This is a genomic window from Arthrobacter sp. FW306-2-2C-D06B (assembly GCF_021789175.1).
In the GTDB taxonomy this organism is placed as follows: domain Bacteria; phylum Actinomycetota; class Actinomycetes; order Actinomycetales; family Micrococcaceae; genus Arthrobacter.
Window position 1 is genome coordinate 620,241 of record NZ_CP084560.1, and the last position, 16,297, is coordinate 636,537.

Below are 16,297 nucleotides of genomic sequence, written 5' to 3' on the forward strand. Positions count from 1 at the left end.
GTTCTGGCTGTCTGCGGGTGCTGGAATACTGAAGCCATGCCCAACAACCCGGATGCTGCCCTACTCGCAGCAGAACAGTCCTCCACCCGGCTGCAGGCCCTTGAAGTACTGAAGGAGCTTGTGGGAAATGCGGACGCCCGATTCCACGACGGCCAGTATGAGGCGATTGAGGCCCTCGTCGACGCCGGACGGCGCGCGTTGGTGGTGCAGCGGACGGGCTGGGGCAAGTCGGCTGTTTACTTCGTCTCTTCGTTGTTGTTGAGGCGCCGGGGCGCTGGCCCGACCCTCATCGTTTCGCCGCTGCTCGCATTGATGCGCGACCAGGTGGCGGCAGCCGCACGGGCGGGGGTGCGGGCCGTAGCGATCAACTCCGCAAACCAGCTTGAGTGGGACAACGTCCGCGAGCAACTGGCCGCGGACGAGGTGGACGTCCTTCTGGTTTCTCCGGAGCGGCTCACCAATCCTTCATTCCGGGAAAACCAACTTCCCGAGCTCATCCGCCGTACCGGTCTCCTGGTGATTGACGAGGCACACTGTATTTCGGACTGGGGGCACGATTTCCGTCCCGACTATCGGCGCATCTCCGATCTCATCGAGCAACTGCCCGGCAGTGTTCCCGTGTTGGCCACCACGGCCACGGCCAACTCCCGGGTGGTCCATGACATCGAAGAACAGCTCGGCGCCGGAGTGCTGACCATCCGCGGGGAGCTTGGCCGGGAGTCCTTGCGGCTGGGTGTCTTGAAACTCGCCGACTCGCGGGATCGCCTTGGCTGGTTGCTGACCCATCTTGCAAACATGCCAGGCAGCGGAATCATCTACACCCTGACCGTTTCTGCAGCTGAAGACACCGCCCGGCTGCTCTCCGAGGCAGGCCACAACGTCTTGTCCTACACCGGGAGGACGGATCCCGCGGATCGCGAACGTGCCGAGCAACTCCTCAAGGACAACCAAGTGAAGGCGCTGGTTGCCACTTCGGCGCTTGGCATGGGCTTCGATAAGCCGGATCTCGGGTTCGTCATCCACCTTGGTGCCCCGTCATCGCCCGTGGCTTACTACCAGCAAGTTGGCCGTGCCGGCCGTGGCGCCGCAAATGCCGATGTGCTCCTCCTGCCCGGTTCCGAGGACCGCGAGATCTGGCAGTACTTTGCGACCGCTTCAATGCCCTCGGAGGAAAAGGCCGCAGCAGTCCTCAATGTCTTGGGCGAATCAGGCTCTGCCTTGTCCACGGTGGCCCTCGAAGCGCGGGTGGACCTGCGACGGACGCCTTTGGAACTCCTGCTGAAGGTCCTCGCCGTGGATGGAGCGGTGGAGCGCGTGGGCGGTGGGTGGAGGTCGACAGGACGTCCGTGGATTTACGACGCCGATCGCTACGCCCGCATCGCCGAGGCCCGGGTGGACGAGCAGGATTCCATGGTGATTTACCAGGACACCGCCGGATGCCGCATGGAATACATCACTGCGGTCCTGGACGACGAATCCGCACGTGCATGCGGCCGTTGCGACAATTGCGCCGGCAAGTGGTTCCCGGCCGACGTGGCAGCAGCGGCCGCCGACGCCGCCGGGCAGACCCTTCGGCGCGCGGGTCTTGCACTGGAACCACGGCTTCAATGGCCCAGTGGCATGGATCGGCTCGGCGTGACAGTGAAAGGCAAGATCAAACCGGAGGAGTTGCTGGCCGAAGGCCGCGTGCTGGCCCGCCTGACCGACCTCGGCTGGGGTGGTGCCCTCCGTGAGCTCTTTGCGGCCGGTGCCGCTGACCGCGAGGTTGAACCTGCCATGTTGCAGGCCTGCGTGCAGCTCTTGCGCGAATGGTCTGCCGGAGACGTCCGATCCCCGGGGTGGAGCGGCGAAGGGCGCCCGGCGGCCGTTGTGAGCATCCCCTCTAGGAACAAGCCGGCGCTGGTCGAATCCTTGGCCCGCGGCATAGCCGGAATCGGCCAGATGCCGTATCTCGGTTCCCTTCAACTCCAGCACGGCGGACCCACGGGCGGGCGCGGTGGCAACAGCGCCTATCGGCTCGCCGGCGTCTGGGAGCGCCTCGTGGTGGGCCCTGAACTTGGACAGAACCTTGCGTCGCTGGGCGGTCAAGGCATCCTCCTGGTCGACGACCTGGCGGACAGCCGCTGGACAATGACCGTTGCAGGCCGTGCACTCAGGCAGGCCGGGGCAGGATCGGTGTTGCCACTCGTCCTCGGTCAAGCAGCGTGACCGGCGCAGTCCCGGACGTCCAGTCCGAATCCAAGTGGCAGCCACGGCTCGCTTTGCTCGTTGCCGCCACCTTCTTCATGGAGTTCCTTGACGGGACAGTCCTTACAACCGCCATGCCGAGCATCGCGGCCGACTTCAAAGTGGCCTCGGCCGACGTCAACATCACGATGACTGCCTACCTGGTGACTGTCGCCATGGGAATTCCGCTCAGCAGCTGGCTCGCGGAACGCTTCGGTGCACGCCGGATCTTCTGCCTGGCGATCGCCGTGTTCACCGTTGCGTCACTGTTGTGCGCGGCCAGCCAGGACCTCACCCTGCTGACCTTGAGCCGGGTGGCGCAGGGGGCCGGCGGGGCCATGATGGTGCCGGTGGGAACTCTCGTAGTGCTGCGGGGCACACCCAAGTCTGAGCTCCTTCGAGCTACCGCATTCCTTGTGTGGCCCGGGTTGCTTGCCCCCGTTTTGGCGCCGCTTGTGGGCGGAGCCTTCACTACCTATCTTTCCTGGCACTGGATCTTCCTGATCAACGTACCGCTGGGGCTTGCTGCGTTCATCGCAGCCCTTAGGCTGGTTCCGCGAACGGGAGGCGATGCTGCCCGGCGGCTCGACTGGGTGGGGCTCATGCTCACCACCTTCGGCGTCGGATCGCTTGTGGTGGGCCTTGAAGGAGTTGGTGGTCACGGCGCGGGCGCGGTCCCGGCCGCCGTGCTGCTGGCCGGAGCACTGGCCTTGGCCGGAGCGGCCTGGTGGATGCTCAAAGCCAAGGCTCCGCTCTTCGATCTCCGGGTTTTCGCCACGCGAACGTTCCGGGCCACCTCCACCGGAGGGTTCGTCTATCGCCTGACCATCAGCTCGGTGCCTTTTCTGCTGCCGCTGTTGTTCCAGGACGGCTTTGGCTGGGATCCACTCAAATCCGGGGCCATGGTGGCCGCGGTGTTCATCGGCAACATCGGGATCAAGCCCGCCACGACGCCGATCATTCGGCGGTTCGGTTTCAAACCCGTGTTGGTCCTCGCCTCTTTCGCCTCGGCCGTCACCTTTGCCTCTTGTGCAGCGCTCAACGCAGGGACCCCGGAGCCGTTGATTTTTGTCTTGCTCCTGGCCAGCGGGGCCTTCCGCTCGATCGGATTCTCGGCGTACGCCTCCGTGCAGTATGCGGATATCGTCCCCGGGGAGCTTCCCTCGGCCAACGCTGTGTCAGCTACGCTGGTGCAACTGGCCGCGGGTGGCGGCATTGCCGTGGGTGCGCTCTTCCTGCGTCTCTTCGACCATGTGTCGCTCTTCGGCGACGGCCCTTCCTCGGCGTACCGTGGTGCCTTCCTCGCCATGGCTGCTGTGATGCTCTTGAGCACAGTGGACAGCCTCACGCTGCACCGGAACGCCGGAGCTGAAGTCAGTCGTAGTGTTGTGGGCAAACCGGAGAAACGACGGGGCTAGGGTGCTTGGAGACGCCAGTCGCCGGAACCCCCACCACGGAGATTCCGGCGACTTTTGGCTGCCCGGCGTCCTGCCGGGATTGCTTTAGCTACGAGGCCGGGTGCGTGAACGGGATCCGGTCGAACGACATGACGCTCGTTGCATCCTCCGGGTTGACCGTGACCTTGAGCCAGTCCTTGGCATTGTTGGATCCATCCACGGTGATTCGCGTCAGGTTCTTCGCTGCTGTGGCCTGGCCGTAAAAAGACAGCCACGTGGAGCCGGCCGCGAGGGGGTGGTCCTGGTTGTACACGTGGCTGTCACCGTTGATCAGATAGACCGGGCCGCCGAACGCGTTCGACTCCTCGATCAAGGTCTGCACCAGGGGCTTGAAAGCACCAAAATCCGCCTGGGAAGGGGCCGCGACTGTCGGGTCGAACATGTCCGCCTGCGTCATCACGACGACGGCCCGGTCACCGTTGTTCCGTGCCTTGCGGAAGGTGTCCCTCAATTCCTGGATGTCAGCTTCGGTCCTCTGCTGCACCTCGTTAAGCTGGGCGGCGGTGGGCTGGGTCTGGCCAAGTCCGGTCCACGGCAGCATCGAGTTATTGCTGCCGGGAATGTTGACGGCAGTGAAGGCGACCTCATGCTTGCGGAAGCTGACGTTCTCCGGGAAGCCTTCCTTTGCCTGTGACTTCACCTGCATCGGCGAACCAAGCGTGACGCCGGGCTTCGGGAAGAAGACTTCCCGGACCTTGGCCAGTCTTTCCAGGGGGTTGTAGGCGCCGTTGTTCGTTCGGTGGCAGTCAGTCCATTCGTTGTCGCCCGGGGTGTAGACGAGCGGGGCGGTAAAGCTGTCAAAGTTCTTCTTGATCGCTTCGAAGTACTGGTCCGTGCACTGGGAGGATCCATTTTTGATATCGCCCACGTGTGCTACAAAACTCAGTTCCTTGTGCGCGTTCAGGTCCTGAATGTAGGACGGGAAGGCCTGGATCTCGGCGTTACCGTAGGGCACGTCGCCGATCACGCCGAAGCTGAAGCTCTCGGTATTGCCTTGGTGTCCGTTGCCGTTAGAGCCGCTTTGTCCTGAGTTGCCGCCGTCGTCCGCCGCCACCGCAGGCGACATGAGCAACGTGGTTGACAGCACGACGGCTCCAACCGTTGCGATCGCGAATCTCGTCATTGAACGCATGAATCTCTCCTCGTCGTTGGTCTCCGTTACCCGGACGAGGTTATTGGCGCGAGCTGAATTCAAAGAGTCGGAGACATGAATCTTCCCCGCCAGGTTTCGCCGCAAAAGGCCCCGGAACGCAAAAGACCCGGGGACGCAAAAGGCCCCGGTCAGGGACCGGGGCCAAAACGCGGAGACGGGGGGATTTGAACCCCCGGTGGAGTTGTGCCCCACACTTCATTAGCAGTGAAGCCCATTCGGCCGCTCTGGCACGTCTCCAGTTGCTATTGCTAGCCAACCAAGGATACGCAGAACTGGGCACCCAGCGCAAAACGGGGGCGCGGGGCGCCGCACCGCCGCCTGTCGGAGCTGGCGCGGGCCGCCGTCGTGCGCTCCGTCGTGAAGGGCGCTAGTGCCCCGAGCCCTCCTTGCCCGCAAGCGCCCGCCACAGGAAGTGCTGGCTGCGGGCTTGGAGCGAGGCCGCCTGGCGGTTGTCCGAGGCTCCCGCGTGACCGCCTTCAACTGCCTCGCGGAACCACACGTTGGGGATGCCCATTGCCTGCATCCGGGCTGCCATTTTCCGCGCCTGGACCGGGCCTACACGGTCATCGGAGGTGGCCGTCCAGATGAACGTCTCTGGGTACTCCACGCCGTCGCGCAACAGGTGGTACGGCGAGAAGGTGCGGATGTACTCCCACTGTTCAGGGACATCGGGGTCGCCGTACTCGGCAATCCAGGAGTAACCGGCCGAAAGCTTGGTGTAGCGGCGCATGTCCAGCAACGGGACGCCGCAGGAGACGGCTCCGAACAGCTCCGGGTACTGGGTCAGCATGTTGCCCACCAGTAGTCCGCCGTTGGAGCCGCCCACGCAGCCGAGCCGCCGCGGACTCGTGACGCCCCGCGAAATGAGGTGCCGCGCCACGGCGGCGAAGTCCTCGAACGCGCGGTGTCGATTCGCCTGCAAGGCTGCGCGGTGCCAAGCGGGACCGTACTCGCCGCCCCCGCGGATGTTGGCCACGACGTAGACGCCGCCACGTGAATGTGCCGCGGAGCCGTCTTCGGACGGGATGCTTTCGGTCCGGCGTTCCAGCCAGGCGCGCCCGATGGCTCCGCTGTAGGCCGGCGTCCTAGAGACTTCGAACCCGCCGTAGCCCGAGAGCTGCGTGGGGTTCTCGCCGTCGAGGTCAAGATCTTTGGACGCCACTTGGAAATAGGGCACGCGGGTGCCGTCTGCCGAGGTGGCGAAGTGCTGCTGGACCTCGTAGTCCTCCTCGTTGAAGAACGACGGCGAGGACTTCACCACCGCGTGGGTGCTGGCCACTCCGCCGTCATGGCCTGCGTCGAGCGTGTAGCTCGCGATCCCGGGGGACAAAGTGCCGCGCATGAGCGTGGTGGGGGTAGTGAAGCCCGTTGCCACGAGCCAGTAGTCGTTGCCGGCGTCGTCGCCTTCTGCTTCGTCCTCGTCGTCGACGGCGTAGGCGTTCACATCGTGCAGCGGCGGGCACGCATCCAACAACGTCGAGGCCCACCCGCCCGCGGAGTCCTTGCGGGCAGGGTCGAGCGCCCTGATTTCGGAAGAGACGTCATGCAGCAGGTTCAGGAGGAGGTAGTTCCGGGTCCAACTCCACGACTGGAGGGACGTGTGCTCATCCGGGGTGAAAAGCACCGTGAAGTCGCGGGCCCCGGACAGATAACCCTCAAAGTCGGCGGCCAGCAGAGACCCGGCGGGATAGGTGGTTCCGTCCACGTTCCAGTCCTGCCGCGGACGGAACATGAGCCATTCGCGGTGGGAACTGAGGTTGACGTCGGTGGGGACATCGATGGCGAGCCACGCGTCACCATGCAGCACGGAAGTGGTCCGGTTGAAGAAGTCGATCCAGTCGACCGCGAACGTGCGTTCGAAACCGGGGGTGGAGTCGTGGGCGACGAGGGCCATCATGTGGTCTTCGGGGATCTCGAAAATCCGTTCGGCTTCAATCAGGGATTGGCCTCGACGGAGCTTCACCCCGGTGCGCGAGTAGGACGAGCTGGTCTTCGGCAGGCCGTCGGCAGTGGTGGCAACCAGCAGGGTATCGGCGTCGAGCCAGCTCACGTTGCCCTTCGCGGTCGGGAGGTCGAAACCGCCCGTGGCAGGGTCCACGAAGGTGCGGGTCTCGACGTCGAACTCGCGGTGGCGGTTGGCGTCACCGCCGTCGGGGGAGAGGGCGATGATGGCGAGGCGGTGCGGTTCGCCTTCGGCCGGGCGCAGGAAGTTGGCGCCGTGGAAAACCCATTCTTCGCCTTCAGCGGCGGCCAGTTCGTCGATGTCGAGCAGCACGTCCCATTCCGGGGCATCGCTGAGGTAGCTTTCCCATGTGGTCCGGCGCCAGAGGCCCTTGGGGTTCTGCTGGTCTTTCCAGAAGTTGTAATAGTGCTCGCCACGCTTGTTGACCATGGCGATCCTGTCCGTGGAGTCCAGAACCTCCAGGATTCCGGCTTCCAGGGCGGCGTAGTCGGCGTCGTCGAGCAAGTCTTCGGTGCGGGCATTTTGCTCCCGCACCCAGGCCAGCTGTTCCTCGCCGTGAATGTCTTCAAGCCAGATATTCTCGTCGACAGGCTCGGGGGCGGTTGCGGTTTCCTGGGCAGTTTCGTTGTCGGGCGCGGGCGCTTGATCAGCTGCTGTGGTGGTCATCCCTCATCCTAGGGTGACTGTCTGAGAAGGAAGCAAGTCACAAGAAGTTAGGCTTGGGCGTGGGTAAATCGCAGAACATTCGGGTTGGGCTGATCGGGGCAGGCCCTCGCGGCACCAGTGTGCTGGAGCGTTTGCTCGCCAATTGGGCTGCGACGGAAACCCAAACGCGATCCCTGCACATCGACGTCGTTGACCCCTATCCCGCCGGCCCCGGGCACGTCTGGCAGCCCGATCAGTCCCGGCTGTACCTCATGAACACCCAGTCCTTCTACCCCACACTGATCCCCGAGGACGAGCGACTCGCGCCGCCGTTGGCCGGGGGCTCCTTTGAGCAGTGGCGAGCGAAGCAGCGGTCAGTTGGCGGTCCGGGCCTGAGCGACGAGGAACGGGCTGAACTTGCCGTGCTCGCCTCCCACGACTTTCCCAGCCGTGCCCTGTACGGACGGTATCTGCGTTCGACGCTGGAGGACCTGCTGGACCGTGTCCCGGCCGGCGTCGAGATCGCCTTTCACCGGAACAACGCCGTGGCGGCGCGTCCCCTGCCGGGCGGGCCGGCGGACGGTTCGCCGGGTAAGCCCGCGGGCGGCGGGTTCGACGTCGAACTCGACGACGGTGCTCGGCTCACCGTGGATTCCCTCGTCCTCGCGCTGGGCCACCTTGAATCCCGGCTCAACCCGGAGCAGCGTTCGTTCAGGGAAGTGGCGGCGGAGCTTGGGCTGTTGTACGTGCCGCCGGCCGCACCTGCCGACGTGGACTGGGCACTCGTCCCGGACGGGGAGACGGTCCTGGTCCGGGGCATGGGCCTCAATTTCTTCGACGTCATGGGCCAGCTGACCGAAGGCCGCGGGGGACAGTTCGTGCCGGCCGAAGACGGTCTCCAGGGGAAGCTTAAGTACTTGCCTTCGGGCCGGGAACCGAAGGTCATCGCGGCATCCAGGCGTGGCACTCCGTACCGGGCCAAGGCCGGCTTGGACGGTTATTATCCCAAGTCCGTGCGCTTGCGGTATCTGACCGAGAACGCGGTGGAACGCTTCGCCGCGGCCGGAATCCAACCTGGCTTCGATCACGACCTTTGGCCCCTCCTGCATCGGGACGCCCTGTGGGCTTACTATTCAACATTGATCGTGGCGGAACCTGTAGCCGTGTCTGATGCGACTGAATTCCTTGCGGCCTTGGAAGACTTGTTGCGGCCACACGCGCATGCCACCGGGCGATGGGAAAACCAAGTCGCGGAGTTGGTCTCCACCCACGTAGCGGCGTCGCGCCGCCTTGACCTGCTAGGCCTCGCGGCGCCTTTGGCCGGGCATTCCTTTGCCTCCAGGAAGGAACTCGACGCCGCCGTCGTGGACTATCTGGACGACGACGCCCGCCGCTCCGCGCTCGGGGAAGCAGATCCCGTGAAGATGGCCATCGGTGCGTTGCACACGGGAAGGGCCATCCTGAAGAGTGCCGTGGCCGACGGCGGCATCACGGACGAATCGTGGGTTGGCGAACTGAGGGGCTGGTTCGAGTCCTTCGTTGAGGGACTCGCGAGCGGTCCGCCCGCCCTGCGCGCCGAACAATTGGCCGCTTTGGCGCGTGCCGGCGTCGTGAGTTTCGTCGGCCCGGATCCGCGATTCAGCGTTGATCATTCCAAAGGCGTCTTCCGCGCGGTGTCTGCCTGGGTGCACGCCGACGCCGCGGAAGCCAGGACCCTGATTGAGGCGATGTCCCCGGCGAACCGGGTGGGCGTGAGTGTTTCTCCGTTCCTGCGGCAGTTGCTCGCCGACGGGTTGGTGCGACCCAAGGTGATGATGACTGCCGAGGGAACGCCGGTGCAGACCTCCGGGTTGGATGTCGAGCCGCACCCCTACCGACTGGTAGGCGCCAACGGTTCCGTGACTCCGGGGATGTACGCCCTTGGCCTGCAGCTTTCCTCCACCCAATGGGGAACCGCCATCGCCGCGGAAGCCCGGCCTTCCGATGGCACCAGCTACCGAAGCGGCCAACGGACCCTCCGCGACGCGGACGAAATCGCCAGGGACATGCTCGGCCTTCCCCTCCAAAAATGAGCATGTTCCCCTAAGCAAAATGAGCATGCTCCCCGCCCGTTCCAACGAGTGGACATAAACCTTATATGTCCACTCGCCGGGGCCGGGGTAGAGCATGCTCATCCGGGGTTGGCGCTGCGGCTAGCCCCTAAAGGCACTTCTGGTACTCAAGCCACGCGAAGGTGTACTTGATCCAGCCGAGCACGTCGTACCACTTGCTCGGCATGACGGGTGCAGTGCACTTGGGAGGCAGAGGAGCGGCAACCTTGATTGCAGCTTTGACAACAGTCCCGGACTCGACGGCAGTCAGCATCAGGGTTCCTGTTCCGGCTGCGGCTCCCGCGGGTACCTTGACGTTCACTGAGGCGGCACCGGAAGCGACGCTGACCGTTCCCAGTTGTGTCGCGACACCCTTGGCGTCCGTAAAGACTGCCTTGAGAGAGGTGTTCTGCGGGCTGCCGAGCGAAGTCAGGTTCAGCTTGGAGACGGACAGGGCCATGACGTCACCGCTCCTCACCTCTGCTGCCGTGCTGTTCACGACAGCAGCGGAACGTCGGGCGAAGTCCGGTGACACCGGATTGTGGGCCTGCAAGTACTTGATCCACGCGTCACGATCCACGAGTCCTGAGTCCTTGGTGTTGCTGCCTTCCTTGAAGACCCGGAAGTTGTCGCCCCCAGCGGCCAGGAAGCTGAAGGTTCCGATGCGATACGACTTCGCGGGGTCGATGAGCGCTCCATTCACCCAGATAGAGGTGATCCGGTCGCCCGCTGCACGCCCGGCGTCGAACGTGTAGTTCACGTTCTTGGACACGCCCAGCTGCAAGTACGGACGGCTCGGTACGGAACCATCGGCGTTGGTCTGCCATTGCTGCTCAAGAAGCGACTTGAACTGGGTGCCCGTCAGCGAGGTGGTCCAGAGATTGTTCACGAACGGCAGTACCGCGTTGGCTTCCGCATACGTGATGGTGCCGTCGGGCGCGTAGTAGAGCTCGTTGCGCAGGCCGCCGGGGTTCACGACGCCGATCTCGGCCCCGCCAAGTTCGGGTGCCTTGAGCGTGTCCACCAGTGAATCCGCCACCAGGTTGCCCAGTGTGGATTCGCTCGCGCGGTCATCGCGCTTGGGAGTCCCGCCCGCGGGGTCAGGCGTGAACGCCGTGGTGATATCCGCGGTGAGCGCACCGACCCGCTGATTGCCGACGACGGCGGCATCGGCCAGCGCTTTGTCGACGATGGCCTTGACCTGTGCAACACGGGGGTAGGTTCCGGACATGTCCGTTGTGGAGCGCTTGACGTTGCCCGCGGTGTAGGCGGTCACGGCCATGCTCTTGGTATCTACCGTCAGGGTGATGCGGCCGATGTTTTCGCCGTAGTTCCCGGTCTGCACGATCGGGCGGGTCTTGCCCGTCGGCTGGCCGTTGGCGTCAAGGATTGGTGCGTCCCAGGCGTATTCCTTGTGGGTGTGGCCGGTGAAGATGGCCGCAACATCAGCTGTGGTTTCCTTCACGAGCTTGGCGAACGGGCCGCCCGCGGCGACTTCCTGTTCGATCGTGGCACCTTCCGGGGTACCGGCTCCGGCGCCGTCGTGGATTTCCGCGACGATCACATCGGCCAGCTTGCCGGCCTTGATCTTGGCGGCAACACGGTTGACGGCGTCCACGGGGTCACCGAATTCGAGGTCCGCGATCCCGGCCGGGCTGACCAGGGACGGGGTTTCCTGCGTCACCGTGCCGATGACGGCCACCTTGACGCCGTTCATGTCCAGAACGGTGTACTCCGGCAACACCGGTGTGGTGGTGCCTTTCTGGTAGGCGTTGGCACCCAGGATCGGGAACTTCGCATTGTTGCCGCCTGCGATGACGCGGTCCCGCAAGTCCGCCCATCCGCCGTCGAACTCGTGGGTTGCCCACCGCGGACGCCTTGAGCTCAAGCGCGTTCAGCACGTCGATCGTCGGCTGGTCTTTGGCCACTGCGGAGGCGAAGAGCGACGCACCGATGTTGTCTCCCGCGGAGATGAAGGCGGTTGAACCGGCCGCGCTAGCGGCCCGGAGCTGTTCGATGGTGCTGGCGAACAGGACCGTGTTGCTGTCGATGCGTCCGTGGAAATCATTGATGCCCAGGAACTGCAGGTCCACGCTTGCCGGAGTGGTCGGCAGGTTCAGGCCGACCACCACGGGGTCGTGGTCACTGGCCCGGAATTGGTCCGCGGCGTAGTAGTTGACCACGTTGTTGTTGTACCGGCTGTACTCGAAGGCGACCGACTCCACCGAGTTGATGTTCCAGATGTCGGTTCCCGTGACCACTTCTTGGGCGGCGGGGGAGGCCAGGATGTGGTCGAGGGATCCGACCATTCCGCCGAACAAGTACGAGTGCTTCCCGGTGCTTGTTTCCAAGTCCGCGTAGCCGGCCCCCGTCAGGACGTTGATCGGGTCTTCTTTGGAATAGGCGTTGAAATCGCCGATGAGGAACACCTTGTCGGTGCCCTTGGAGGACTTCAACTGATCGGCGAACGTCAAGAGCGACTGTGCCTGCTTGGTCCGGGCAACGTTGGAAGCGCCTTGGCCCTTGTCGGTGTCGTCCGGTGTTACTGCTGAGCCCTTGGACTTGAAATGGTTCACAATCGCGATGAACTTCTTGTCATCGCTGGCACCCACGGGCTTGAATACCTGGGCGAGGGGCTTGCGTGCGCTGGCGAAAGCGACAGTGTCGTTGTGGATGATCGACTCACCCAGTGGTTCGGCGCTGGCCTTCTTGAAAATGAAGGCCGTACGGATCATGTCCTCGTCGCTCAGCGGGGGAGCGTTTGCAGGCGTGCGGACGTAGTCCCAGATTCCCGGGGTTTCAATGTTGAGGGAATCCACCAGCTTGGCGAGGGCATCGTCTCGGTTCATGCCGAATTGTGCCGAGTTCTCGATCTCCTCCAAGGAGACGACGTCGGCGCCGGACTTGGTGATTGCGCCGACGATCTTTGCTTGCTGGCGCTGGAGGTTCTCGGCGTTCGCCGCACCGCGGGCGTTGCAGCCGTCCTTGACCGTGATCGGGTTTCCGTCCCGGTCGGTGTAGTAGGTGCAGCCACTGAGCTGGTCACCGGTGGTGGGGAAGTAGTTCAACACGTTGAAGGAGGCGATCTTCAGGTTGCCGCCCACGTTGGCCGGGGCCTGGGGCCGGTTACCGGTGAAGCTGATGGGCTGCACGGAGTCCGCGGTGGCCGGGGTCAGTTGAGAGAGCGGCTGGAATTTCCAGGCGTTGTTCCCGTAGCCGAGGATCACGTTGGTGCGGAAGCTCGCAGCCGATCCGACCCGGACCGGATCACTCGTGGTCAGATAGGGGAGCGGCTGAGCCTTCGTCGAGGCGTCCTTGAGGAAGTTGGTGGACGCGCCGTCGTCGAGCTTGATGCCTCGCAGTGCGTTGTCGGCAACCACGGCGTTGTATTCCGCTGAGCCGAAGCTTGCTACGGCAGTGGGCTGGACCAAAGGGGAGGTCCCTGCCGCCAGGCCGATTTCGCCGTACTGGTTCAGTGAATAGTTGTCCGTCACCGTGAACGTACCCTGGGGTGCCAGCAGCATGCCTTCGTAGCGCTCGCGGGTGGCTTCGTCGGCCGGAAGCGCGAAGTTGCTGGGCTTGACTTCAGGCGCGGCTTCGCTGAGCTTCTTCACTCCAGCTGCGTCCGCGGTGAGCTGCGTCTGGTTGGAGAACTCGCTCACCGTGCCGGTGAGTTCAAGGTAGTCGCCGATCTGGGTTCCGCCCGCCGTTGACGGCGAGTAGACGAAAATCGCGTCCGACGCCGTCCTGGCCGCCGGATCAGTGTCGCCACCGGTTCCCGGGGTCTGCACGTAGTAGCCATTGAATCCGCCGGTCGCGTAGACGGCGGTGACTTTGCCGCGGGTGGTGACCGTGGCACCCGTGAACGGGCTGGCCGCTCCGGTGCCTTGGATTTCCGCAATGGTCTTGTTCTCGGGGACGGTGGGCGGAGTGGTTGTGGCGCCTGCCGCCGTCGGGGTGATGACGGCGCTGAGGCTTAGGTCGGCGGCGTTGTTGTTGGTGTCCGCTCCGTTGCTCCGGTTCAGGCTCCTGACATCCGTGTTGCTTGTCGGTGCCAGGGCCGCCGCAGTCTCAAAAGTGTTGCTGCTGCCGTAGCCGAGGAGATCGGCTACGGCAGAGTTGCCCACTACGGAACCCGCGGGGAGGGGGTTCACTGCGGTGCCTTGCTTCGCAAGGAGGATGGTGCCGGCACTTCCGCTGGGGTTGAGCGTGCCGGAGCCGTCGACGTCGGCGGCCGGCAATTCTGCCGCCGTCGAGGTTGCGCTGTTGCTGGCGCCCTTGATGAGGAAGTATCCCCTGGCCGGGATGTTGCCGCTGAGGGGAGTGATGAAGGTGGGCGGATTGACGTTGCCCGCCGCGCGGTATTGGAGTGACCAACCGCTCAGGCTAACGGCGGTGTCGGAGTTGTTGTACAGCTCCACGAACTTGTTCCGGAACGCAGCTCCGGCGCTGCCTCCGCTGAGATAGGCCTCATTGATCACCACCGACGGGCCTGTTGCGGGCGATGTATCGGCTGCCATGGCCGGAACGGTGGCGAGCGGGGCTGCAAACAATCCCGCCGACACCACCAAACCGACTAGAAATTTCCCATTTTTGAAATGCATCAGCTCTGACTTTCAATTGGCCTTGTGGGGCGCGCCGTGGAAGACGCCCGCCGTGTGCGTCGGCGTGCGGTGAACCGGGCTCTAGTCCGGTGGGGATATCACGCTCGGCATCACATCAGTAGTGAATGAATACGGGGTTGCCATATGGTGACGGCACAAACAAGAGAGAGCATGCCCTCCCTTTGAGGCGGGGAGTGGACATCATCCCAATATGTCCACTCCCCGCGTCGTGGGGGGAGCATGCTCTCTGGTGCGTGGCGGGCTGCGCCTGGCGGCTGGGCTTATGCAGCCTGGTTTTCGATGAGTTTGAAGATCGCACCCGTCGGGTCTGTCAGGGTGGCCATCCGGCCGTAGGGAGTGTCCTCAGCCGCCTGGACGACGGTGGCGCCCAGCGCGACCGCCTGCTCGATGGTGTCATCGACCTTGTCCACCGCGAAGTAGACGCCCCAGTAGGACGGGACCTCCGCCGGGAGGAAACCGGAGGCATCCATGATGCCTGCCTTGGAGTCGTCGCCGGCACCGAGCGTGGTGTAACGGAACTCCGGGGTATCGCCCACGACGGTGGTTTCCCAACCAAAGACGTTCTGGTAAAAGGAAACAGCCGAGTCGTACTCCTTGGCGAAGAGCTCGTGCCAGGCGGGCGCGCCGGTTTCGGCAGCCAGCTGATAGCCCTTCATCTCGCCGAACTGCCAGGCGCCGATGGCTGCTCCCGAGGAATCCGCGTACATGGCCATGGTTCCCTGGTCAGGTACTTCCATGGGTTCCATGTAGACCTGGCCGCCGTTGGCGACTGCCGCTTCGGTGGTCGCCTTGATGTCATCGGTGCGCAGGTAAGTGGACCAGACATCGGGCATCTGGCCCATGTCTTCCTGCTTCTGCATGATCCCGGCCACCATCTTGCCGTCCTTGGAGGCCGTGATGTAGCCGCCGTACTTTTCCTGGTCCCCGGTCTCGTAGGTCCAGCCGAAGAGCGTGTTGTAGAAGGACTTTGCCTTCTCCGGGTCCGAGGTCATCAGGTCGATCCAGCAAGGTGAGCCGGGGGTGATGTCAGGCGTAGGCATGTTTGCTCCTGTGTCGTTACCGCGGTTGTTCCACGGTTTCATGAGTGGGTGGTGGAGACAGACAAAACCCTATGCGGGGCCCCTGACAGTTTCAATGCCTTCGGTCAATGCCGTCAGCGGAACCTAGCCCATGATGAGCATCAGGATGAAGTAGATCGCTCCGCCGACCACCGAGTAGATAGCGAAGGGCGTCAGGGTCCGGGTCTCGAAGAAACGAAGCAGGAACTTGGTGGCGAACCATGCGGCGACACCCGCGCACAAGGCCCCCACCAGGAACACGCCACGCTCGTCGGCCATGGCCGGGGTGAAGAGTTCAGGCAGCTTGAGCACGGCGGCCGCGCCGATGATCGGCGTGGCGAGCAGGAAGCTGAACCTCGCAGCGTTTTCGTTGTTCAGTCCGGACAGCAAGCCACCGGCCATTGACGAGCCGGAGCGGGAGATACCCGGGATGAGGGCGGCGGCCTGGGCGGTTCCGATTGCCAAGGCGCGCTTCCACGGCAGGGTGGCGATTTCGGCGTCGGAAGCTGTTGCAGTCACCGGTTGCCCCGCCGCGCGGCGGTTTTCCCTGGTACGCAGACGTTCGGCCGCAAAAAGGATGAGCCCGTTGAGCACCAGGAAGGCGGCAGCGATGAGCGGCGAACCGAAGAGGTTCCGAATGGGCTTTTCCAGGACCAAACCGATGATTCCGGCCGGCACGGTTCCAACCACGAGGAGCCAGCCGAGCTTTGCGTACGTGTCTGACGGAGCAATCTTCCGATCCCGGATGGAACGGCCCAGACCCTTGGCGATTTCAATCCAGTCCCGGAGGAAGAAGAAGAACAGCACAATTGCCGTAGCCAGGTGGGTGGCTATGAGGAAGTTCAGGAATTCGGGCGCCTTCTGGTCCAGGCCCCAACCGAACAGTTTGGGCAGGATGACGCTGTGGCCGAGGCTGGAAATCGGAAAGAGTTCAGTGATTCCCTGCAGCAGGCCCATAACGATGGCCTGGATCATATTAATCATGGGTTCGATCCTAGCCAGTACCGGTTACTGGGAGATGAACGTTTGCTGGGAGGCAGCCGTGTGCCAGCAGGTGAACGCGGTCAATGGGGTAGGTGG

Annotated in this window: 7 protein-coding genes, 1 tRNA gene and 1 pseudogene; 3 read left to right on the forward strand and 6 right to left on the reverse strand. The window is 63.9% G+C overall.

Going from position 1 to position 16,297, the window contains the following annotated elements:
- The first annotated feature begins 36 nt into the window (after window positions 1-36).
- Window positions 37-2,208 carry a RecQ family ATP-dependent DNA helicase gene (locus tag LFT47_RS03115; protein ID WP_236815127.1) on the forward strand — a complete coding sequence of 724 codons (2,172 nt, stop codon included), beginning with the start codon at window positions 37-39 and terminating at the stop codon, window positions 2,206-2,208.
- Window positions 2,205-3,644, forward strand: a complete 1,440-nt coding sequence (locus LFT47_RS03120; protein ID WP_236815129.1) for an MFS transporter — start codon at window positions 2,205-2,207, stop codon at window positions 3,642-3,644. Before LFT47_RS03115 ends, LFT47_RS03120 begins: the two co-directional genes overlap by 4 nt.
- A gap of 88 nt (window positions 3,645-3,732) precedes the next feature.
- Here LFT47_RS03120 and LFT47_RS03125 read toward each other — a convergent pair whose 3' ends face one another.
- The 3 genes from LFT47_RS03125 to LFT47_RS03135 all read right to left on the reverse strand — a co-directional run bounded on the left by LFT47_RS03125 (window position 3,733) and on the right by LFT47_RS03135 (window position 7,465).
- A complete protein-coding gene (locus LFT47_RS03125; RefSeq protein ID WP_236815131.1) occupies window positions 3,733-4,815 on the reverse strand; it encodes a hypothetical protein in 1,083 nt (360 codons plus the stop codon).
- 170 nt (window positions 4,816-4,985) lie between these two features.
- A tRNA-Ser gene (locus LFT47_RS03130) sits at window positions 4,986-5,073 on the reverse strand.
- 130 nt (window positions 5,074-5,203) lie between these two features.
- Complete coding sequence (locus LFT47_RS03135; protein WP_236815133.1) at window positions 5,204-7,465, reverse strand: prolyl oligopeptidase family serine peptidase; 2,262 nt, start codon at window positions 7,463-7,465, stop codon at window positions 5,204-5,206.
- Between the two features lie 59 nt (window positions 7,466-7,524).
- Here LFT47_RS03135 and LFT47_RS03140 point away from each other — a divergent pair, with 59 nt between their 5' ends.
- Window positions 7,525-9,516, forward strand: coding sequence for an FAD/NAD(P)-binding protein (locus LFT47_RS03140; protein WP_236815134.1), 1,992 nt, complete (start codon window positions 7,525-7,527; stop codon window positions 9,514-9,516).
- 127 nt (window positions 9,517-9,643) lie between these two features.
- On the opposite strand, the pseudogene LFT47_RS03145 reads toward LFT47_RS03140, so the two are convergent.
- The 3 genes and pseudogenes from LFT47_RS03145 to LFT47_RS03155 all read right to left on the reverse strand — a co-directional run bounded on the left by LFT47_RS03145 (window position 9,644) and on the right by LFT47_RS03155 (window position 16,201).
- A pseudogene (locus tag LFT47_RS03145) lies at window positions 9,644-14,138 on the reverse strand (ExeM/NucH family extracellular endonuclease).
- A gap of 281 nt (window positions 14,139-14,419) precedes the next feature.
- Window positions 14,420-15,199 (reverse strand): VOC family protein, encoded by a 780-nt coding sequence (locus tag LFT47_RS03150; protein WP_236815137.1) that lies wholly within the window; start codon window positions 15,197-15,199, stop codon window positions 14,420-14,422.
- A gap of 123 nt (window positions 15,200-15,322) precedes the next feature.
- A complete protein-coding gene (locus tag LFT47_RS03155; RefSeq protein WP_236815139.1) occupies window positions 15,323-16,201 on the reverse strand; it encodes an undecaprenyl-diphosphate phosphatase in 879 nt (292 codons plus the stop codon).
- Window positions 16,202-16,297: the final 96 nt, after the last annotated feature.